General features: G+C 68.3%; 24 protein-coding genes. All 24 read right to left on the reverse strand.

Translation table 11 applies throughout. From position 1 onward, the window contains the following. Positions 1-19: 19 nt before the first annotated feature. The gene (locus OG883_RS46415; protein ID WP_266554922.1) at positions 20-1,423 is read right to left on the reverse strand and encodes a hypothetical protein; all 1,404 of its coding nucleotides are present in this window, start codon (positions 1,421-1,423) and stop codon (positions 20-22) included. A gap of 44 nt (positions 1,424-1,467) precedes the next feature. Continuing rightward, positions 1,468-2,265: a hypothetical protein gene (locus tag OG883_RS46420; protein ID WP_266554924.1), complete on the reverse strand. Its 798-nt coding sequence runs from the start codon at positions 2,263-2,265 to the stop codon at positions 1,468-1,470. A 97-nt stretch (positions 2,266-2,362) separates the two neighbouring features. Further along, on the reverse strand, positions 2,363-3,271 hold the full coding sequence (locus OG883_RS46425; protein WP_266554926.1) for an endonuclease/exonuclease/phosphatase family protein: 909 nt from the start codon (positions 3,269-3,271) through the stop codon (positions 2,363-2,365). Then, complete coding sequence (locus OG883_RS46430; RefSeq protein ID WP_266554928.1) at positions 3,268-3,564, reverse strand: hypothetical protein; 297 nt, start codon at positions 3,562-3,564, stop codon at positions 3,268-3,270. The genes OG883_RS46425 and OG883_RS46430 overlap by 4 nt, the downstream gene beginning before the upstream one ends. A gap of 262 nt (positions 3,565-3,826) precedes the next feature. Next, positions 3,827-5,593 (reverse strand): group II intron reverse transcriptase/maturase, encoded by a 1,767-nt coding sequence (gene ltrA / locus OG883_RS46435; RefSeq protein WP_266554930.1) that lies wholly within the window; start codon positions 5,591-5,593, stop codon positions 3,827-3,829. 635 nt (positions 5,594-6,228) lie between these two features. Further along, complete coding sequence (locus tag OG883_RS46440; protein WP_266554932.1) at positions 6,229-6,786, reverse strand: endonuclease/exonuclease/phosphatase family protein; 558 nt, start codon at positions 6,784-6,786, stop codon at positions 6,229-6,231. 48 nt (positions 6,787-6,834) lie between these two features. After that, on the reverse strand, positions 6,835-7,755 hold the full coding sequence (locus OG883_RS46445) for a hypothetical protein (protein ID WP_266554934.1): 921 nt from the start codon (positions 7,753-7,755) through the stop codon (positions 6,835-6,837). Then, a complete protein-coding gene (locus OG883_RS46450; protein WP_266554936.1) occupies positions 7,752-8,363 on the reverse strand; it encodes a DUF6624 domain-containing protein in 612 nt (203 codons plus the stop codon). The genes OG883_RS46445 and OG883_RS46450 overlap by 4 nt, the downstream gene beginning before the upstream one ends. Beyond that, positions 8,360-8,632 carry a helix-turn-helix domain-containing protein gene (locus OG883_RS46455; protein ID WP_266554937.1) on the reverse strand — a complete coding sequence of 91 codons (273 nt, stop codon included), beginning with the start codon at positions 8,630-8,632 and terminating at the stop codon, positions 8,360-8,362. The genes OG883_RS46450 and OG883_RS46455 overlap by 4 nt, the downstream gene beginning before the upstream one ends. 26 nt (positions 8,633-8,658) lie before the next feature. Further along, a complete protein-coding gene (locus OG883_RS46460; RefSeq protein WP_266554939.1) occupies positions 8,659-9,066 on the reverse strand; it encodes a hypothetical protein in 408 nt (135 codons plus the stop codon). A gap of 5 nt (positions 9,067-9,071) precedes the next feature. Then, a complete protein-coding gene (locus OG883_RS46465; RefSeq protein ID WP_266554941.1) occupies positions 9,072-9,272 on the reverse strand; it encodes a hypothetical protein in 201 nt (66 codons plus the stop codon). After that, positions 9,269-11,077 (reverse strand): glycoside hydrolase family 15 protein, encoded by a 1,809-nt coding sequence (locus OG883_RS46470; protein WP_266554943.1) that lies wholly within the window; start codon positions 11,075-11,077, stop codon positions 9,269-9,271. Before OG883_RS46470 ends, OG883_RS46465 begins: the two co-directional genes overlap by 4 nt. 119 nt (positions 11,078-11,196) lie before the next feature. Beyond that, positions 11,197-11,610 (reverse strand): STAS domain-containing protein, encoded by a 414-nt coding sequence (locus tag OG883_RS46475; RefSeq protein ID WP_266554945.1) that lies wholly within the window; start codon positions 11,608-11,610, stop codon positions 11,197-11,199. After that, positions 11,603-12,316 carry a hypothetical protein gene (locus tag OG883_RS46480; RefSeq protein ID WP_266554947.1) on the reverse strand — a complete coding sequence of 238 codons (714 nt, stop codon included), beginning with the start codon at positions 12,314-12,316 and terminating at the stop codon, positions 11,603-11,605. Before OG883_RS46480 ends, OG883_RS46475 begins: the two co-directional genes overlap by 8 nt. Before the next feature lie 83 nt (positions 12,317-12,399). Then, on the reverse strand, positions 12,400-13,608 hold the full coding sequence (locus OG883_RS46485) for an acyl-CoA dehydrogenase family protein (RefSeq protein ID WP_266554949.1): 1,209 nt from the start codon (positions 13,606-13,608) through the stop codon (positions 12,400-12,402). A 54-nt stretch (positions 13,609-13,662) separates the two neighbouring features. Beyond that, positions 13,663-14,190 (reverse strand): GAF domain-containing protein, encoded by a 528-nt coding sequence (locus tag OG883_RS46490; RefSeq protein WP_266554951.1) that lies wholly within the window; start codon positions 14,188-14,190, stop codon positions 13,663-13,665. After that, positions 14,187-14,804 carry an ATP/GTP-binding protein gene (locus OG883_RS46495; protein ID WP_266554953.1) on the reverse strand — a complete coding sequence of 206 codons (618 nt, stop codon included), beginning with the start codon at positions 14,802-14,804 and terminating at the stop codon, positions 14,187-14,189. Before OG883_RS46495 ends, OG883_RS46490 begins: the two co-directional genes overlap by 4 nt. Next, positions 14,782-15,147, reverse strand: coding sequence for a DUF742 domain-containing protein (locus OG883_RS46500; protein ID WP_266554955.1), 366 nt, complete (start codon positions 15,145-15,147; stop codon positions 14,782-14,784). Before OG883_RS46500 ends, OG883_RS46495 begins: the two co-directional genes overlap by 23 nt. A 1-nt stretch (position 15,148) precedes the next feature. Then, positions 15,149-15,607: a roadblock/LC7 domain-containing protein gene (locus OG883_RS46505; RefSeq protein ID WP_266554957.1), complete on the reverse strand. Its 459-nt coding sequence runs from the start codon at positions 15,605-15,607 to the stop codon at positions 15,149-15,151. A gap of 47 nt (positions 15,608-15,654) precedes the next feature. After that, a complete protein-coding gene (locus OG883_RS46510; protein ID WP_266554959.1) occupies positions 15,655-17,184 on the reverse strand; it encodes an ATP-binding protein in 1,530 nt (509 codons plus the stop codon). Further along, positions 17,177-17,632, reverse strand: a complete 456-nt coding sequence (locus OG883_RS46515; protein WP_266554961.1) for a hypothetical protein — start codon at positions 17,630-17,632, stop codon at positions 17,177-17,179. Before OG883_RS46515 ends, OG883_RS46510 begins: the two co-directional genes overlap by 8 nt. Before the next feature lie 115 nt (positions 17,633-17,747). Continuing rightward, positions 17,748-18,260 carry a DUF6302 family protein gene (locus tag OG883_RS46520; RefSeq protein WP_323181098.1) on the reverse strand — a complete coding sequence of 171 codons (513 nt, stop codon included), beginning with the start codon at positions 18,258-18,260 and terminating at the stop codon, positions 17,748-17,750. Continuing rightward, positions 18,257-18,466 (reverse strand): DUF5999 family protein, encoded by a 210-nt coding sequence (locus OG883_RS46525; protein ID WP_266554967.1) that lies wholly within the window; start codon positions 18,464-18,466, stop codon positions 18,257-18,259. Before OG883_RS46525 ends, OG883_RS46520 begins: the two co-directional genes overlap by 4 nt. A 377-nt stretch (positions 18,467-18,843) precedes the next feature. Beyond that, a complete protein-coding gene (locus tag OG883_RS46530) occupies positions 18,844-19,332 on the reverse strand; it encodes an ATP-binding protein (protein WP_266554963.1) in 489 nt (162 codons plus the stop codon). Between the last annotated feature and the right edge of the window lie 69 nt (positions 19,333-19,401).

Here is a 19,401-nt window from a genome sequence, read left to right on the forward strand (position 1 = left end):
GCGCCACGCGCTGCGCCACTCATGCTGAGCGGGGCGTGGCCGTGTCACGCGACAGTTGGTCGTGGAGTTCTTCGCTGAAGTCGCGCACGGTGCGCAACTCGGGGTAGCGCAGTAGCAGTCGGTGTTCCAGGTGCTCGCTGCGCCGCCGCACGGAGTCGACGATGCGGTTGCTGGCGAGGGCCTGGCAAGCGGCGGCCACGGCTTGGTCCGGATCGCCGAGAGCTGTGTGAGCAAGTGCCAGATCGAGGTGGGCGATGGCCAGCCGGGTCGGTGCCAGCTGAGGGCGTGGCATCGCCCGGTAGTACTCGATGGCTGTCTGGGCAGCGGTGATCGCTTCCTGGTGGTCGCCGAGCCAGATGCGTGAGGAGGCTTCGTAGGAGGCGAGAACGGCGGCGTCGAGACCGAACAGGCCGCTGCGGTGAAGGGGCAACTGCTCGCTGTGAGGGCGGACTCGGGCCATGACATCGGTGAAGGCCGAGCGGTTGTTCAGCCGGGCGTTGACGCGCGCCAGTTGAGCGGTGAGGCGCAGCGCGATGCGGGCTCCCGGCGGTGCTACGGACAGCCCGCGTGCCGCGGCCGCGAAGGCATCGTAGGGGCGCCCGGCGTACAGGGCGTGGGTGCACCGTACGTCCTCGGACCAAGCGCACACGTCGAGCGCGTCGGCCTCCATCCCCTGAGCCCAGGCGTCGTCGCAGTAGGCCTGCACCAGGTCGTCCTCCCCGAGGTCGTGCGCGATCCAGGCGAGGATGATCGACAGCATCCCGGCGTGCCGGGTCAGATCGCGGCCTTCCCGCAGCGTGTGCCGGCAGTGCGTGAGGAGGCTGTGGGCCCGCTTCCGGCATCGGTCCACCTCCACCCACAGTTCGTCCAGGGCCTTGGACGAGTAACTCGCGGCGAGCTGATGTATGGACAGCTCGAGGTCCTCGAGGTCCCCAGGCTTCAGATCGGTGATGGTTGCCGTCCGCGCGTAGGCGCGCGCTTCCTCGGGCGTGGCCCCCAACGCCGTAAGGACCGGAGTCGGGATCGCGGGCTCAGTGGGTGCCGCCGCCTCGCCGATGGCGTCCTTGAAACCGAGGTCCGCAGGGGTCAACGGCCGGGTGAGGCCCAGGGCGTTGGTGAAGATCGCTGCCAGGTACCGGGGCACGGGGTCCTGCGGCTGGCCTCCGTCGTTGATCCAGTGCCCCACCCGAGTCCGGTCGGTTGCCACATGGTGCTGCCCTTCGGCCGCCGCCATCTCCCGGACCGCTGCTGCCACCTCGTTGTACGACATGCCCGAACGCTGGACGGCGTCCTCCAGCAAGCGATTGGGCAGCTTGATCCTCTGGCGCGTGGGCGCCTTCGGCGTGCCGCTGACCGGCGTGCGCGCGGCCTTGGCTCTGCGAGAGGTGAGGGCTGGCGGCTGCTCGAATGAGGGACCGACCATGACGGGCTCCGACGGGATCTAGTGACGTAGCGGCACGAGAGAGATCAGGCGCGCGGCGCGGGCCTGGACGTGTGAGACGGGGAAGCGGCGTTCCAGGCGATGTAGACGCCGAAGACCCGCACGATGTTGATGGACTGCGCAGCGTCGGAGACCGAGGTCAGCGGGGTGACACCGTCGGCCATCCGCCGCACCGCCTCGGTCTGCCACCCCTCCGGAAGACGGGAAAGGCGGCTCACGAGGTCTTGTCCTCGCACGCCGGCCAGCAGCCATCGGTCGTCGCCCGGCACCGGAAGCGTGCCGTTGGAGACGGCGGCCTCAGCGTGGCGCAGAGCCTCATCAAGCGAGGGGAGCGCGGGAGAGGTATCGGCTCGCCAGCTGTATCTCCGGTCCGGCGACAGCCTTTCGAGGACCTCGTCCTGCCAGGCGGAGGGAAGCGCGCGGAGCCGCTGCCACTGGTGCACTGCCTCGATCGCCTCCCGAGATCTGTCGGTGATCAGGCTGGTGCTGCCCTGGAGGTCGCCCCGTAGGGCCGCGGAGTAGGCCGCCTCGGTGCGAAATTCGTCCACGCGGGACTGCCAGAAGTCGGGCCCCAGGCGGCTGCGCGGCTCGGAGTGCACCCGCCGTCCGACGGCCAGGGCGTGGAGGACCGCGGCCTGGTCGTGCGCCGCGAGGGACTCGAACGCGCCGGACCGGCTCCAGTCGTCCCACAGAAGGTGCGCGATGCGGCCGGCAGCTTCGGCCACGTCCGCCCAGCTCATAGCGCGCCATCCGTCCAACACGCCCAGCGCCGCGGCGACTCCGGCCAAGGGGCGTTTCTCGGGGGTAGCGGTCTTGTCCAGCAAGGTCACTCCTGTGGTGGTGATGCGAGGTGCCCCACGGCCACGCATCCGGCCCGAAGGGGCTGCTCACGTGAGCCGGATGCGTGGCCTGGCGGGCGTTCTACGCTGCTGCGCGGTTGAGGATCTCTACGAGGCGTCCGGCGTTCATCCGGATCCGCAGGATGTGGTGGTCGGACAGGTCGGCGTCGACCTCGATCACGTCGACCTCGTCCACCGCGGGCAGCAATTCGGGGGTGGCGTAGGCGCGGTCGATCCGGCTGTCGGGCCCGTGGGTGTCGCAGGCGTTCACGGTGCGGGAGACTGCGGCCGGGGTGCCGTTCTGGGTGGCTGCCCAGTAGCGGGCCACGTCCTCGAGTCCCGCCGTGCGCAGAGCGGCGTCGGGGCGGGTGTCCGGCACGCGGGCGCCGTCCGGGCCGGGATAGGAGCGGTGGAGGCGGTGCGGAGCGTTCTTGATGGCGAGCAGTTCCGGCAGCGCCGGGTCCCCGTCGGCGCCGGGGACCGGGAAAGAGTTGTTGTCCCCGGCGAAGACCGCGGGCAGGGTGACGCGCGTGCCGTCGGGTGTGGTCCACCCTTTGTCGGCCCAGGTGGTCAGCCACTCGGCTTCCAGCAGGCGCTGGGCGGGGCTGGCGTAGTTGAGGTGGTAGGACACCGCGATGAAGGGGAGTGCGTCGGGGCCGGCTTCCTCGTAGCGGAGGGTGAGGGCGGTCGGCGGCAGTACGAATTGGGGGCCCCGGCTCTGCGTCCAGTCCCGGACGACGGAGAACCGCCCGGGGTTGATGAACACGGCGGTGCAGGAGCCGTCGCCGAGTTCGCCGTGCATGCCGAGCGCGCGGGCCTGTGCGTTGAAGACCGTGCGGCCGTTCTCGTCGGCGTCCCAGAGCTCCTGGCGGAAGACGAGGTCGGGGTTGAGCGATTTCAGCAGCTCGTCACCGGCCTGCCGTCGCGCCGGGTCCTTCTTGCCGTTGTTCTCGAAATTCCAGCTGAGCAGGGTCAGGGGTGCGGTGCTCATGCGGGAGTCATCCCTTCCGGGCTGGTAATTGACGGGGCGCCCGCGTTTGCGGAGTGGGTAAGAGCCGAGCTCGGAGGGAGCGAGGTGAACTCACGCCGAAGGGCCTCAGCCAACTTGCGGCGCGACAGAACGACCTCGACCGCGTGATGGTCCGAAAGCCCCGTGGTGTCCAGAACGCGTACCGCGAGGACCGCCTGCACCATCCAGGGGTCGAGGTAGATCCGGTCGATGCGTCGCCCGCCGCCCTGGCCTTCGGCTGCGTGTCCGGCGGTCGAATCCAGCGCGTCGGCCATCCCCAGCTCGTGGGCGGCGTATCGGGCTGGATCGTGCAGACCACATCCCAGCAGGGTGTCGTCGAGGTACGTGCAACTGACGCGGGTCCCACCGGGCCCGGCGTTGGTGCGGTGCCGGATGTGGACCCGGTCCGTGACGTCCGGGCTCGCCCAGTCGACGTGCGCGACCGTCTCGCCATGGGCAAGGGGGTCGGGTAGGCGGGATGCATTACTGCATCCCGCCCCCCTCAGAACCGTGCAAGCGCCTTTCGACGCACACGGCTCAAGCAGACTTATGGCCAGCATGGCGTATTCCCTTCCGGTAGTCGCCGGCATGAATCTGCCGGTGACATTGCGTGTGAATCACTTCCAGGTTGTCAGAGCGGTTACCGCCGCCCTGACTCCGGTAGACCGTGTGATGGACGTTGATGCCCCGTAGATTCGCTGTGAACCACCTGGCCCAGTCCCTCACATCATCGGGGTCGTAATCCGCCCCTTCGATAAGGTCTCGTCCACACCTGGTGCAGAGCCCCTTCTGACGGGCTGCCAGCGAGAGAATCCGTTTGGACTCGGTTTGCGGCATCCGCTTCCGGCGACGATGTGCCCAATACTCTTCTAGCGTCGAGTCGTCGGGGGAATTCTCCCCGGCGACCAAGACATGACGCTCGATCCGGGTCCATGCGAACTTCTGTAGGTACCTATCCGGAGAGCCAAATACCCACTTGTCCGTGCGGCCCGGCGCGAACATCCCCCAGTACCGTTTCCTAATCCACCCGAGGGTTTTGTTGGAATGCGACCTGCGCGTCCAGCTTTGCAGGGCGTGGTACATGAAGTAGTCGAGCGTGCTGAACACTTCCGAAGACACCACGTGACGGTAGTAGGTGGACCAGCCGCGTACGTAAGGGTTGAGCGTCGCCACCAGTCTCTCGACCGGGGCTCCCCTGCCCTTTCGGATTACAGTTCTGATCCGTTCCTTTGCCCGTTCGATGGCGTCTCGACTCGGCTTGATGAGGGTTTTCCCGCCGTATCGACGCACGTTGAACCCCAGAAAGTCAAACCCGTCATCGACATGGACGACGCGGGTCTTCTCGCTGTTGAACGCGAGACCTCTGGGCTCAAGCCATGCGGTCAATGTTTCGCGGAGGGAGTGCGCTTGCTCCTTCGAGGTACACATCACCACGAAGTCGTCGGCGTACCTCACCAGTGCGGGCGGCACCGGGGCACCCTTCCGGCCCTTGAAAGGCCGGTTGGCCCCGATGGCATCCCCCATTCCGTGAAGGGCCACATTTAGCAGCAGCGGAGAAATAACACCACCTTGCGGCGTGCCCTCCACTGCGTGAGCGAATGTGGCCCCATCCATTACGCCAGCCTTCAACCACCCGAGGATCTGTCGTCGGCCGGGAAACAGGCCGATCGAATCCATGAGGTGCTGATGGCTGATGCGATCGAAGGCGGCCGAGAGGTCTGCATCGAGGACCCAGACCTTGCGAGCTGCCCTGTTCCCGATCTGCTTGAAGATCATCTCGATCGCATCGTGGGTTGAGCGACCGGGTCGAAACCCATAGCTCCGCCCCTCGAATTTTGCTTCCCACTCCGGTTCAAGAGCGTTCTTGACCCTGGCTTGGTTGGCTCGATCCATCAGGACGGGGATTCCGAGCGGGCGCATCTTCCCGTTGGCTTTCGGAATGAGCACACGCTTGACGGGCTTCGCGGAGAGAGCCGGTTTGGCGAGTATATCTCTCGCCATTCGACCTCGCGCGGTCGGGGTGAGGGCTGTCACCCCGTCAATGCCCGCCGTTTTCTTACCGGTGCTGATCTGAGATACCCGCTTGACACTGGTCAGGGTGTTGGCGCGGGACCGCATCATCAGCTTCTGAAGGTTGCGAACACTCTTGTGATCGCCTTGCCTGCTGGCCCTGTAGATTCGTTGGCGCAGTCGCCGTACGTGCTCCTCTTCCGTGCGCCAGTCGATAGTCGACCAGAACTCGGCATCGGTTGTCACGTCCTCGGGTCCGTTCGCGGAGGGCACGGCGCCCAATTTTCCTGTCATCGTTCCTTCCTCGTCTAACTTGTGCCTCGGTTATGGCTTCTGGCGTTTCGCTTCCACATGGTCCACCTGCTCCATGTCAGCCCCCTTTCGGGTCCGGACACGAGCCCGGTATCCGCCGGGTTATGGACAGCTGGGTGAGTCCAGTTCGCCTGTCGTTTCCCCTGGGCTTTCGCCCTGGCGGCCTTCGCTTCTTGGAGCATCCTGTTCCCGCATAGGGGTTGGGCCTTCGTTACCTCCGGCTTACCGGGAGACCAGTCCCGGACCTATACGGGGTTTCCGTGTTCCACATTCCACAGATGCGATGGGGGTGGGTGCCCTCTCTGAGCCGAACCTGCGGTGACCTACTTCCCAGCAAATACCGACCGGGAGTCGCATGGGCCTTCTCAAGCCCCAGGTTTATACCCGCCGCTTGCTGTCCACTGTCGCGGGTTATGCATAACGACTCTTTACTACGAGGATTCACTTTCGTTCACCCGTCCCATCTTCGGCTCGCCTGTAGCTCCCGGTGGACCCGTTCGCCCTTGGACTTTTCACCTCGGCTTAGCACCTTCTGGTTACCCGGAACGCACCCGAGGCTGCCGACCGACTCCAGGTCACAAGCCGGGGGACATCGCTCTCACGCAGATGTTCCACTGTCAGAATGCGACCTCACGTCGCACATACTCGTTGCAGTCCCCGCCGCCGACGAACGCCGTCCCCTTCTTCATCTTGTCGGCGAGCGCCGTGAGTTCCTCGGCTTCGCGCTCTCGGCCGCGGGGCGAGTTGAACGCGGCGTGCCACGAGGTGACAACAACGTCGACCTCCGGAACCTCGGCGAGCTGGGTGACGACGATGGTGGGCGGCGTCCGCCAGTACCGCAGTTGCTCCAGCCGCTGAGCCTGCGGGAAAGTCTCGGGGCGCAGGAAGAGGGCGGTGGGGTTGCGGCCCGACCCGTTCGGGCTGAGGAAGCCCCTCATCCCGAGGATGCCCTCTGCCGCGCGGAGACGGCGCTGGTCGTGGAGGTGGCTGTAGGTGGCTTCCTGGCGGAGGATCACGTCGGGGCGCCGGGGCGCGAGGAACTCCTCGTGGGCAGCCCGCCACCTGCGCGGGTGCTCCCCGTTCTCGTGGTCTTCTCCGCCGTCCTTCTCCAGGTTGAGGGTGATGATTCGCACGACCGGCTCGTCGTACTCGTCGAGCGCCGCAGGTGTGGGCAAGAGTCCTCCTTGTGGTCCGTCGTAGAGCGGGGGGTGGGGCGTTGGCGGTCAGGCCGTCGCGCCGGCGGGGGACTTGGGTACGGGGGCGCGCCGGTTGTCGTGCGGCTGATACGTCGCGGCGGGCCGGTGCAGGATCGTGCGCAGTTCCGCGACGTCGAACTCGGCTCGCAGGGGCAGATGGTCGGACAGCCGACGCAGGTCGGGGGTGTCGCAGACGGTGAAGCGGGTCAGGGCGGGGGCGAGTTCCGCGCTGAGGTATCCGCGGTCGATGCAGTACGTGGGGCCTGGCGGTCGGCCGGGGTGGTCGCGGTAGCCGGAGGACGCGTTCAGCGCGTCGGGCTGGTCAAGGTGCTGCGCCGCGTGGCGGGCCATCTCGACATATCCGGCCGCGAGCAGCTCGCGGTCCGGCCGGTCGTCGGTGTGGCGGCGTCCGCACTCGTGGTAGGTGCGGTTCGCCACGAAGGCGTGATCCGTGTAGCCGTCCCAGGGGCCGCCTTCCCCGGTGCGGTAGCTGTTCCAGTCCCAGAAGTGGACGGCGAGCCAGCCGGGCTTGGCCAGCGTGGAGCACCACTTCGCCTCGGTCAGCCGGTGCTCGGGGGACCAGTAGCAGGCGTGCCCGCTGACGCAGCTGATCTGTCGGGGGCTGAGCGTGCCGTCGTCGTCGCGCAGTTTCACCGCGATGTTGGCGGGGGCGTGCCACGGTGCCCAGCTCTGCTCGTACTCCTCCACGAAGGCGAGCGGGCCGCCGCGCTTGAGGAAGATGGCGTTGTCGTTGTTGCTGCCCGGCCGGTGGACGGCGATATACCCGTCCATGGCCAGGCGCTCGGCCTGGGCGTCGAGCTGTCCGGGCTGGACCTCCTGCTGGAAGAGGATGTCCGGGGCCTGCTGCTGGACCCAGGAAGCGGCCTCCTCCCAGTTGATGCCCTTCTCCACATTCCAGTTCAGCGCGGTGATGGTGGGTGCGTTCATGCCGCGTGCCTTTCGGACAGGGGGATGGGCTCCGCAGTTGCGGAGATCGATAAGGAGCCGAGCGGCCCGTGGCGCTCGCGCAGATGGCGGGCCTGCTCGGCGTACGGGGGCAGGCCGACACCGGCCCTGCGGGTATCGAGCTGCGCGGGGTCGGCGATCCGATGCGCTTCGAGCTCCCCGTCGGCGCGGTACCAGTGCTGGGTGCCGTACACCTGGGGTTGCCCGGCGTTGACGAGACAGCGGTCGTGTAGGTGAGCGAGCTGGGCGCTCGTGGCTTCACCGGATTGCACGGCCGTCTGGAGTAGGCGCAGAAGCCTCTGCTGGAAGGCCGGGTCGTGGTCGCAGTGCACCGCGAGAGTCACGGCCGCCTGGCAGGCCTTCTCACCCACGGTGCTGTGGCCCGGCCACCGTCCCAAGCGCTCCACGATCCGGTGCAGCCCGGCGGCGTTGTCCTGCTGGGTCTGCTGGACGACCACGAGGGCCTCCGGCGTCATGCGGACCCGTTCGGCTCCGGGCGTGCGCCACTGCTCTCTGGTGGCTTCTGCCCGGCTCAGCAGCTCGCTGGCGAACGCGACGTGATTCGCCCCGGGCTCGTGCGGCCCGCTCACTTTGCCACCGGTCCGGAAGCACCTGTCGGCCTACGGCCGCGCTTCGTGGCCCCGGCCTCGCTCAGCAGGGAATGGATGGCGCCGTAGGACCGGTTCGTCGTCTCGCAGATCTCGCGGATCGTGACTTTGCGATCCGGGGTGCGATAGGCGGCCACGACCTTCTTCGCGAAGTCTTCTCTCTCGGCCCCGGTGAGCTTCTTGCCCTTCTCGATAGAGGGGAGATCTAGGGAGCTGGAGGGTGGGTTCGGCTTCGGGGCCTGCGTCGTCATCGCTGCTCCATGCGTTCTCGGTGATGTCACAGGACGGTTTCCTCGCAGGCGAGGGCGAGCCCGGCGTGCAGGGCTCGCAGTTGGTGGAGCATCGCCTCGTACTCCTGGTCGTCGTCGCTGATGTCGACTCGGGAGGCGGCGACGATGCCGTGGATCTCTCGTTGCCGAAGTGCAGTGAGCAGTCGCGCCAGTTGAGGGCGCATGGCCGGGTCGGTGGGCCCCGTGTGATCGATGGCGCGGGTTGCCACGGTCCACTGCCGCCTGGTGGCCAGGGCCTGCACGACAGCGAGGCGGGGAGCGGGATCCTGCTCGGGGTTGACGAGGACGTAGAGGCCGAACCGCTTCTCCCCCTGGACGTTCCGCAGGGCCGTCTCGAGCTGGACCCGTCGCAGCGAGCTCAGTTGCCGGTTGGCGGCGGACGATGGCTGAGTCATGGCCCTCACGCCGTGCCCCCGAACGGCCGGAGCCCTCGGGCCCAGCGGCCGTGCTGGGCCTCGTGGCGTGCGGGGGTGATGAAGGTGGCGAACGGGCCGGCATCGCCGAAGCCCGGAAGCGGCGCCCGCCAGGTGAGCAGAAGACGCGCCAGCGCCACGGATATGCGTAACCAGAGGTCGCCGCTCAGCGGAGGGAGAACCTTCACGCCGCCACCCCCACCGCGGCGAACGTACGCGCGAGGGTGAGGGCCGTGTCCAGCAGTCCGACGTGGGAGAACGCCTGCGGAAAGTTGCCGACCTGGCGCTTGCGCTTGGAGTCAAACTCCTCGGCGAGCAGTCCCAGGTCGTTGCGCAGCCCGAGGAGCCGTTCGAAGAGTTCACGGGCTTCGTCGAGACGTCCGATCATGGCGAGGTCGTCGGCGAGCCAGAAGCTGCAGGCGAGGAAGGCGCCCTCGTCGCCGCTCAGGCCGTCGGTCCCTACCTCGTCACCTGCGGTGGCGTAGCGCAGGACGAAGCCGTCGGGGGTCGTCAGGTCGCGCTGGATGGCTTCGATCGTGCCGATGACCCGAGGGTCGTCCGGGGGCAGGAAGCCCATCTGCGGGATGAGCAGGGTCGCGGCGTCGAGCTCCTTGGAACCGTAGGACTGGGTGAAGGTGTTGCGTTCCGCGTCGAAGCCGCGCTCGCAGACGTCACGGTGGATCGTCTCGCGCAGGGACCTCCATCGCTCCAGCGGGCCGTCCACGGCTCCGGACTCGATCAGCTGCACCGTGCGGTCCACGGCCACCCAGGCCATGACCTTGGAGTGCACATGGTGGCGGCGCGGGCCACGGCCTTCCCAGATCCCGTCGTCCGGCTCCATCCAGTGCTGCTCCAGGGAGTGGATCAGCTTGACCTGTAGGTGGTCGGCGGGGCCGGCGGGCAGTCCGGCCTCGCGGGCGCGGTGGAGGGTTTCAGCGACTTCGCCGTACACGTCCAGCTGGAGTTGGCCCGCGGCTTCGTTGCCGATGCGCACCGGGCGGGAGTCCTCGTATCCGCCCAGCCAGTCCAACTCGCTCTCCGGGAGCTGGCGTTCACCGGCGATTCCGTACATGATCTGGAGCTTCTCCGGGTCGCCGGCCACTGCCCGGACGAGCCACCCCGCCCAGTCACGGGCCTCGGCCCGGTAGCCGGTGCGCAGCAGCGAGGAGAGGGCGATGGCGGCGTCGCGCAGCCAGCAGAACCGGTAGTCCCAGTTGCGGCTGCCGCCCAGGTCCTCGGGCAGGGAGGTGGTCGGGGCGGCGACGATGCCGCCGGTCGGGGCGTAGGTCAGCGCCTTCAGCGTGATCAGTGAGCGGACCACGGCCTCGCGGTACGGGCCCTCGTAGATGCACTGGCCCACCCAGTCCGTCCAGAACTCCTCCGTCACCTTCAACGCCTCCTCGGCGTCCGGTGCAGGAGGCGGGCTCAGATGGGAGGGGTGCCAGGTGAGGGTGAAGGTGACGCGTTCTCCCTCGGTGACGGTGAAGTCGGAGCAGGTCGTCAGGTCCTCGCCGTACGTGGGAGCCGTGGTGTCAAGCCACACAGCGTTCGGTCCGGCGACGGCCTGGGTGCGATCGCCCCAGGTCTCCACCCAGGGGACGACGGATCCGTAGTCCATACGCAACCGGAGCCGGGAGGCCATGGGCACTCGGCCGCTCATCCCCTCGACGATGCGGACGAGTTGTGGTGCGCCGTCCTCCCGGGGCGGCATGAAGTCGATGACCTTCACGATGCCCGAGCCGGTGACCCACCGGGTCTCGAGGACGAGGGTGTCCTCGCGGTAGCGGCGGTCGGTGGACACCGGGCTCGTCTCTCCGGCCGGGCCGATGCGCCAGAAGCCGTTGTCCTCGTCGCCGAGCAGGTTCGCGAAGATCGCGGGGGAGTCGAAGCGGGGCAAGCAGGCCCATTCGACCGTCCCGTCGCTGCCGATCAGGGCGGCGGTCTGCATGTCGCTGACGAGTCCGAAGTCCTCGATACGCCGGGTGGCCAACATAGAAGTTCCGTTCGGTGCGGGTGCACGCAGGCCACGGGGGACGGGCCGGGCGTGCCGGGGTGTGATGTCGGGTGGGTGGTGCTGAGCCCCGGTGCGCGGGCTCGGACGGCGGGCCGTGGTCAGACCGGCGCGGCGCGGGCCGCGGCCGCCGTGGTGCCGGCCGCCTGGTGGGCGTCGGCGACCGTCGCGTGGAGGTCGATCACGTTCGCCAGGCCGGTCAGGCGCAGGATCTTGGCCATCACGCCGGAGTCGACGATGCGGAGGGCGCGCTGGGGAGACTGTTCCAGCTGCTGCATCGACCTGATCAGCGCGCCGATGCAGGTCGAGTCGAAGTACGTGACGTCCCGCGTCACGAGGATCAGGTCCCCGTCGTCTTCGCCGATCACCTGTGCCAGATGCGTGCGCATGCTCGGCGCCTCGTAGACGAAGAACTCGCCTCCGAGCGTGAGAACCGTGTGCGGACGGCGCTGTGTGTAGGTCAGCCAGGCGTGCCCGAGGCGGACCGTCTGCTGTTCCTGGTCCGGCTCAGCCATGGCGCCTGCCGACCAGTGCGGCGTGAGGGTGAAGGCGGTCGTGCCCCTCCCCGTCGCCGGTCGGGAGGGTGGTCGTGTCCTGTTCGGCGTCGTAGAGCTTGAGGATCACCTGACGAGCGACGACTCGGTCCATGCGGCTGTCGTCGAACAGGACGAGCTGGTCCTCCTGGGGAGGCACCGACGGGGAGTAGACGGTGCCTTTGACGCCGATCGGCTCGGCCACCCGGGCGCGAACGGCGATGAACCCCTCGCGCAGGACGCGGCAGAAGCGCAGAGCTCGGTGCGCATCCGGCACGCACATCGGAGGGGTGGCCGTGATGATGTCGCGTGGAAAGGTCAGTTGCTCGGTGCCGGCGTTGGCGTTCAGCAGCCAGAGCATCCCGCGTTCGTTCAGGTCCGCCCCGCCGGAGCAGCCGCCGCATCTGGGCGGCTGTCTCATGACGTGCCGCTGCCGTTGCGGGTGGTGCTCGGACCAGCGCTGTCCGCCGGTCTGTGTTCCCTCCCACCGTTCCCACAGGTATCCGTCGACGCACCGGTCGCTGGGACGCTCGTCGGCGTAGCGGACTCGGCCGTGTGCGTCGAAGAGGACCTTGACGTCGCTGATGGATTCGTCCGCATAGGGAGCGATGAAGAGCCGGGTTTCCGCCCGCCCGCGGTCAACGGCGGGGGCCTTGTGTGCGGCGGTGGGGAGGGCGAGGTGCGGCACGTGCTTCTCCTGGGAGGCTGGAAGGCCGCCGGGCGAGGGGATCTCAACTCGACCCGGGCAGGGACGGCTTGCTGCGAGCGGTGTCAGGTCAGGGCAGTGGGGGCCGGGCCGGGAGAGAGCACGGCGGAGAGCCGTTGCGACCACTGGCCCTTGCTCTGGCCGAGCGCGACCTCGGCGAGGCGCAGCAGTTGGATGTCCGAGGTGCCGGCGGGGGCGAAGATGTGGTGGGCGTCGCGCAGGTAGCGGCCGATGGGGACGTCGGCCAGCAGTCCGGCTGCGGCGTGGATCTCCATCGCGGCCCGGGCGGAGTCCAAGGCCAGTTCCACGTTGATCAGCTTGGCGTTCATCAGCTCGGCGTCGCAGGCCGCACCGGTGTCCAGGAGGCGGGCGGCGTGGTAGGCGGTGAGCCTGGCTGTCATCACGCGCGACTGGATCTGCCCGATCTTGATCTTGATGTTGGGCAGGTGGTGCAGCTGGTTGTCGTAGCGGACGCGTTCGCTGGCGAAGGCCGTGGTCTGTTCCAGGATCGCCTGGTGGATGCCGAGGGCGACCGCGGTGAGGTTGGGGCGCCCGTACAGGACGCTGGAGGAGTAGGCGACGTCCCGGCCCTCTCCCTCGCTGCCGAGGCGGTTGCCGACCGGTATTCGGCAGTCGTTGAAGTGCAGCTCGCCGAAGCTGAAGCCGTGGAGTCCGAGGGTCTGGCCCGGTGGGGGCAGGGTCAGGCCGGGGCGGTCCGCTTCGACGAGGAACGCGGTGAGCCCCTTGGAGCCTTCGCCGGTGCGGGCGACGACCCCGTGTAGGTGCCCGATGTGGGAGTTGCCGATGTAGATCTTGCGGCCGTTGAGGACGTAGTGACGCCCCTCGCGACGTGCCGTCATCTGCATGCCCAGCACATGGCTGCCGGCTTCGGGTTCGGTGACGGCGATGGTCGGCAGGCACGACCCTTCGGCGATCTTGGGGAGCCAGTCGCGCTTCTGCCGTTCGCTGCCGAAGTGGATGATCTTCGCGACGCCGAGTTGGGAGGCCTGGACCATGGCGCCCATGGCGCCGCTGATCCTGGACAGCTCCTCGATGATGAGGGTCTTGGCGAGGTGGCCGGCGCCCATGCCGCCGTAGGACTTGTCGACGGTGACGCCGATCCACCCCTGCCGGGCGATGGCCGCCGCGAGCTCTGTTTCCACCGCGCCGGTGCGCTCCATGTCCGCCACGCGCGGTGCGACCTTGGACTCCGCGAAGGCACGGACCTGTGCGCGGAGTTGATGGTGGCGCTCTTCGAGATAGGCATCGGACACTGTGGGCTCCCCTCCCTGTTAGTCGCTCGTGACGTGCGGCGGCGCGGGTTCGGGCTACGGCTGGATGCCGGCGCGCTGGTAGAGGAAGTTCATGACGTCGTCGCGGCGCTGCTTGATCAGGGCGAGGGACTCCCGCCCGGTGCTCAGGTCCCGCTCCACCGGGCCCACGAAGCACACGGTGCCGAGCACCGTGTCGCCGTGCAGGAGGGGAGCGCCGGCGTAGGTCCGGATACCGATCAGGTCGACGACCGTGTTCCCGGCGAACCGCGGCGAGGAGAAGACGTCCGGCAGGACCAAGGCCTTCTTACGGTCGACGACCTCGGGGCAGAACCCGTGGTCGAGGGGCATGCTGCGGCCGACGGTCGGCAGCTCGCTGTCGTCCCCGGGCGTGTGGAGTCCGAAGAACTGCTGCTCGGCCCCGAAGATGTTGACCATGGCGTAGGGGACGCCTGCCTCCTGGGCCAGCTGCGTGGCGAACGCGTCGAGCTCCGGCTCGGGGCCGGTCAGGCCGAGGGCGCGCAGCACGGCGTCCCGTTCGGTTTGCGGCGTGCCCGCGTGCGGGGTACCGGTGGGGAAGGTCATGCGAGGGCTCCAGAGGTGAGGTGACGGCGGCGCCGGAGACTGTGTTCCACGAGGCGGATCAGAACGGTCATGGCGGACGCGCGATTGCGGACATCGCAGGTGAGGACCGGGACTTCGGGGTCGAGCTCGAGCGCCTGCCGCACTTCGGCAGGCGTGTAGCGGTACGCGTTGTCGAACTCGTTGACAGCGACGACGAACGGCGTCTTGAGCTGCTCGAAGTAGCTGACCGCGGCGAAAGAGTCCTCAAGGCGCCGGGTGTCCGCCAGGACCACCGCGCCGACCGCGCCGTACGAGAGGTCGGGCCAGGCGAACCAGAATCGCTCCTGTCCTGGCGTGCCGAACAGGAAAAGAATCATGGGGCGGGGCGGCTCGTCGAACGTGATCCGGCCGAAGTCCATGGCCACGGTGGTGGTCGTCTTCTCCGCCACGCCGGTCAGGTCGTCGATGTCCCGGCCGGCGTCGGTAAGGACTTCCTCCGTCATCAGCGGCTCTATCTCGCTGACTGTGGCGACCATCGTGGTCTTGCCGACGCCGAAGCCGCCGGCAACCACGATCTTCAGCTCCGCCACGGGGAGCGCCGCGCCCCCAGGCTCAGAGCCGAGTTTGTAGGCCATGAAGAAGTGCCTCCAGTAGGTGTACGTCGGGATCGGCTCCGGCGCCGACGGGGTTGGCCCGAGCCAACGCGTCGCAGTCGAGGAGATCCCCGATCAGGACCTTCACCACTTGCACGGGCTGGTACGTCCGGGCGGCGAGTTCGGCAACGGAGCGGGGGACGCCGCTGCAGTGCAGCAGCAGCGCCTCCCCCTCGGGACTGGGGTGGGCCGTCCCGGGGGCGGCCGGTCGGGTGATCAGGCAGGTGGTGAGATGCAGCGTGTGGTGCGAGCGGGTGCGGCCTCCCGTGATCGTGTAGGGACGGACGTCCGCCAATGAGCTGTCGGCCCATCCGCCGGCCTCCACGTCACAGCCCCTGCCCGCTGAACGAGTTGGGCCGGGCCGCCACGACCAGGTGCTCGTCCAGGCCTCCGATGAAGGTCTCCATCTCGTAGCCGACCTGGCCGGCATCCGCGTCGGGCGTGGCCACAACGGCCAGGACGGTGTTCACCGCCTTGTTGTCGGTGAACTCGGCGCCAGCGCTCATCACGAAGAGGCTGCCGCCGTCGTGCTCGACGACGACCTGACGGATCCCGCCCGGCATGTCCTTGAACTGCTGGCGCCCGAGCGAGTACAGCCCGGAGATGACGGCCGCGAGGTTGTCGGCATCGTCGATCGGCTGTTCGGTCCAGGCCAGCTTCAGCCCGTCACCCGAAGCGAGGAGGGCGCGGGTCGTCCCGGGTGCCTTGTCGAGGAGCCCGGCGAGCAGTCCGCTCAACTGGTCTCGGGCGGACGTGGCAGAGGTCGGGAAGCCGTCGCTTTGCATAGGTTTCTCCTGGTAAGGGATGGAGGGTGGGCTGGACGAGGGGCGTCTCAAACGGCGGGTGGCGGAGACTCGGGGGAGTCTCCAGACGGTCTGCGAGAGCGGAAGTTCGCCATCAGCCCGCCGGTGGCGCGTCCCGCCGGTGCTTGCTGAACCAGAGGCGGGATACGCGTCTCGGCCTCGCCACGCCGGGGCAGTTGCGGTCGGCTTCCGTTCTGACCGGGAGAAGCCGCGGGTGCGCTTTCGCCCTGCAGAGCAGGCCGGATGCGCCGGGGCAGCTCAGCGGTGTCGTCCGGGTGAGGCATCATGTGCTCCCGTCGCGCCGGGCCGGGCGTGTGCGCGGAAGGACGTGGCCTTTGAGGAGGGGGCTTAGGCGAGTGCTGCCGGTCGGCGGGGACGAGCAGCTCTTTCGGGAGGACCACGACGGCCTGGGTCCCACCGACGATGTTGGGCCCCAACTGAATGGTGATCTTGTGCCGTTTCGCGAGGAGGGCAGCGACCAGGAGGCCGATCTTGCCTTCCCGCAGGCGGGCGCGAGGGTCCTCGCTCTCCGGCGCGGCCAGCAGGCGGTTGAGTGATTCCCGCTTCTGCTGCGACATGCCGGCGCCGCGGTCGAGCAGTTCGATGGCTATCCCGCCGGCGGCCTCATGGGTGTGGACCTCCACTCGGTCACTCGAGAAGCCGGTCGCGTTCTCCATCAGGGCAGCGAGCAGGTGCACCACGTTCGGGCTGACGTATCCCGGCAGTGCGACAGCTGTGTGCTGGGACGAGGCCACGCGCACCCGGTGATACTCGGGGATCTCCGCGACAGCGCGCCGGATCGCCGTGGCCAGCACCACAGGTGCGCTGTCACGGGGAGGGGTGTTACCGCCCAGGACAGCGAGGCTCTCGACCGCGCGCCGGATTTGGGTCAGCAGGTGATCGACCCGGAACAGCTCGGCCATCAACTCCGGATCCTCGATGTCCCTCTCGACCTCGGAGATGACGGTGATGCTGCGGTTGACCAGACTCTGCAAACGCGGCGAGATCGACTTGAAGATCTCGGCGAGCTCCGCCTGCGCGTTGAGGTGTTGGTGCTGGCGGGCCGCGGCCAGCATCACCGCCTTCCACGCCTCGTCGAAGGCCTCGTCCAACAGGACAACGGCGTCAGCGCACAGGTTTCCGGTGCGTGACGGGGCAGCGGCCGGCGAGAAGTTGGTGTGTGCGGTGCCCTGCTCAGCTTGCTCCGCTGCCCAGCGGACGTGCTGTCGGCCTCTACCGATGGCGGTGACGACCTCATTCAGAGCCTGAAGAGCGGCGTCTCGCTCCCCCCGGACTTCCCCCATCCGGCTCAGGCCGCGGCGCGCGCGAAGTGACCGTGCTCCGGTCCACCACAACGTGCAGGCGGCCGCGGCGACAGCTGTCGCGATGCCGAGCGGGGTGGGCAGTACTTCGAACCCATCGAGCAGCCAGCCACCGGCCACCACCGCTCCCGTGAGAACGCTCCCCGCGAACGCGGGCGGAAGGGCCACGCTGTCACTGGCGTGAGCGCGATGACGCCGGCTGGAGGGCATCGAGACCTCGGCTGTGTGATCAGACATGGCACATCTCCCGAGTCCGAAGCCTCATCGGCTGCCGGCCGACGTTCCGCATCCGGGCACGCATCAGGCTGAGGCTGTCGTGCAGTACGACCGCGTCAGTGGTCGGATAGGTCAGCGATTGAGGTGGCGCGACCCAGAAACGGTTGTGGCAGAGCAACTGGGGCCCCTGGGGCGAGCACTGAAGTGACGACCCGGGCTCGCATGCCGAGTGCGCGGCCCTCCACACGTCGGCGGTACCGGAGGTGACCGGCACGAGCAGCTGGCGGTGAGTCATGCAGCACAGCAAGGGACCGACCCGGTTCCCGCAGTCGATCATCTCGTCGAGTGCGGCCATACCGAGGCCCATGCTGACGCGTACGACATCGAGCTCAAGCGGCAGTGTGAAAGGCGGCGGGGCCTCGCCGAATTGCAGCCGCCAGGGGTGGCGAGTGCTCAGTAGGGGAGTCATCAGCTCTCCGGTAAGGACGGTGGTGACCGTCAGGTTGGTGAGGGCCGCCCTGGTGCCGCGCCGTAGCGGGGGAGGCCGGCGCGGCACCAGAACGGGGACGTGACGTCGCGCGGGGCTAAGGGAGCGCTGCTGCGACGGCCGGCACGGACTCGCGAGGAGGCGGGATCCGGCCGGACGGCTGCTCGGCGGAGGGAGGCCAGCGTCCCGTCTCCGAGCCGTGCCCCCTGTGTCCAGTAGGGGGCATCGTGGGGCCACCAAGCTCCCCGGCCGGATCACGCAGACCGTAGAACTCGTGGCACTCGCCCGGTCGACCGAACGCTGAAGGCCTGTCGCCCCATTCGACGATCGGGCCCCTGTGTGACAGCTCTGCGAATCCCGGGAGCCCGTCCAACGCGGCCGCGGTTTGGCGAGCGAAGACCTCTTCGACCATGTGTAACTGGCCGCCCCGTCGCGTAGCTCCCGTGGGCACGGCAAGCAGCGGGACCCGGAAGAGAGCCACTGCCACCGCGCCACGCAACAACCTGGAGTCGACCAAGCGCCGAGCCCAGTACTCGTAGTCGTAGGCCTGTTCCGGGGGGAGGAGCTGAGCCACTGGAACCTTGAGAGCGGAGTCCCTACGTGTGCTCACGCGCTCAGCACCTCCCCGTCAACCTGGGGCAGCGGCCGGGACGGAGGGCCGAACTCTCCATTCGGCTTGAGGAATCCGGTGTCCTCGAACAGCACGACGCCGTTGCACAGGCGGCTGTAACCCGTCGCCAGGCAACAGAGCAGCACGCGCGCACTGTGAAAGTCCGGCGCCGCTGCGGGCGGACACTCGGGTTGGTGCACGCACATGAGTCCGGCCGCGCCCATGGCGGTGAGCAGTTCTTTCACCGCGGTCGCGGCGCTCTGCAGGTGATCACGCGCCCTGAGCAGGTCGCCCGGCACAGGACTATCGATCAGTTCACCCGATGTACGCAGGATTTCGGTCACGCGGAATGACGCCAGCCCAGGAGCGGCTGCGGGCGTGCCCTCGCCGAGCTGCCTGTGATGGTCACGCAGCCTGGACATCAGGTCGTAGGCATCTTGCTCCGTCGCGGGCACGACGACGGTCTCGGCGAGCACCAGGGCGATGGTCTCCATGGCGGCCGTCACCACCGAGCGTCCGGGCAACGGTGACAGTTCGGCGGGTACGCGTCGGCCGAAGCCTGTACGAACGAGACCGCTGAGGCTCATGCCGCCTCCTGGCCGGATGCCGGAGTGCAGGACATCTCCATCCACACCGATTTACCGACGCCGTCTGACGGTGCTTCCACACCCCAACGGTCCGCGAACGCCTGCACGATGAGCATGCCGCGACCACTCATCTCGTCCTCCGCAGCGGCGCGCACGCGGGGCTGCTCGTCCGAGGGGTCCTGAACCTTGAGCCTGATTCGCTGCCCGTCGCAGCTCATCGAGACCGTGATCGTGCCGTCGTGAACGCGGCGGCACCCATGCACCACCGCGTTGGCCATGAGCTCCTGAGCCCCCAACGCGAACTCGTCAGAGAGATGGCCGAGCCCCGACTTCCGCAGCATGTCCACCAGGTCGTGACGGAGAGGACCGATCGCCTCGCGGTTCGCGGCCAGAGCGGTGGCGAACGCGAACGGGCGCGGGGCGGGCCCCTCAGAGACGAGATCGGCCGGCATCTCCGCAGAGGAGGGGTGGGGGGAATCGGTCATCTCGCACGCTCCTCGGCCTGCTCCATCGTGAAACCGCGACCGAATCAACGTCCTTCGCGTCCTGGGGCA

Source organism: Streptomyces sp. NBC_01142 (assembly GCF_026341125.1).
In the GTDB taxonomy this organism is placed as follows: Bacteria; Actinomycetota; Actinomycetes; order Streptomycetales; family Streptomycetaceae; genus Streptomyces.

Bases quoted from the DNA above. Each gene is read 5' to 3' on its own strand.
- OG883_RS46415 (WP_266554922.1), bottom strand. From the start codon at position 1,423: ATGGTCGGTCCCTCATTCGAGCAGCCGCCAGCCCTCACCTCTCGCAGA.
- OG883_RS46425 (WP_266554926.1), bottom strand. From the start codon at position 3,271: ATGAGCACCGCACCCCTGACCCTGCTCAGCTGGAATTTCGAGAACAAC.
- OG883_RS46430 (WP_266554928.1), bottom strand. From the start codon at position 3,564: ATGGCCGACGCGCTGGATTCGACCGCCGGACACGCAGCCGAAGGCCAG.
- ltrA (WP_266554930.1), bottom strand. From the start codon at position 5,593: ATGACAGGAAAATTGGGCGCCGTGCCCTCCGCGAACGGACCCGAGGAC.
- OG883_RS46445 (WP_266554934.1), bottom strand. From the start codon at position 7,755: ATGAACGCACCCACCATCACCGCGCTGAACTGGAATGTGGAGAAGGGC.
- OG883_RS46455 (WP_266554937.1), bottom strand. From the start codon at position 8,632: ATGACGACGCAGGCCCCGAAGCCGAACCCACCCTCCAGCTCCCTAGAT.
- OG883_RS46460 (WP_266554939.1), bottom strand. From the start codon at position 9,066: ATGACTCAGCCATCGTCCGCCGCCAACCGGCAACTGAGCTCGCTGCGA.
- OG883_RS46470 (WP_266554943.1), bottom strand. From the start codon at position 11,077: ATGTTGGCCACCCGGCGTATCGAGGACTTCGGACTCGTCAGCGACATG.
- OG883_RS46475 (WP_266554945.1), bottom strand. From the start codon at position 11,610: ATGGCTGAGCCGGACCAGGAACAGCAGACGGTCCGCCTCGGGCACGCC.
- OG883_RS46490 (WP_266554951.1), bottom strand. From the start codon at position 14,190: ATGACCTTCCCCACCGGTACCCCGCACGCGGGCACGCCGCAAACCGAA.
- OG883_RS46495 (WP_266554953.1), bottom strand. From the start codon at position 14,804: ATGGCCTACAAACTCGGCTCTGAGCCTGGGGGCGCGGCGCTCCCCGTG.
- OG883_RS46505 (WP_266554957.1), bottom strand. From the start codon at position 15,607: ATGCAAAGCGACGGCTTCCCGACCTCTGCCACGTCCGCCCGAGACCAG.
- OG883_RS46510 (WP_266554959.1), bottom strand. From the start codon at position 17,184: ATGTCTGATCACACAGCCGAGGTCTCGATGCCCTCCAGCCGGCGTCAT.
- OG883_RS46515 (WP_266554961.1), bottom strand. From the start codon at position 17,632: ATGACTCCCCTACTGAGCACTCGCCACCCCTGGCGGCTGCAATTCGGC.
- OG883_RS46525 (WP_266554967.1), bottom strand. From the start codon at position 18,466: ATGTGCGTGCACCAACCCGAGTGTCCGCCCGCAGCGGCGCCGGACTTT.
- OG883_RS46530 (WP_266554963.1), bottom strand. From the start codon at position 19,332: ATGACCGATTCCCCCCACCCCTCCTCTGCGGAGATGCCGGCCGATCTC.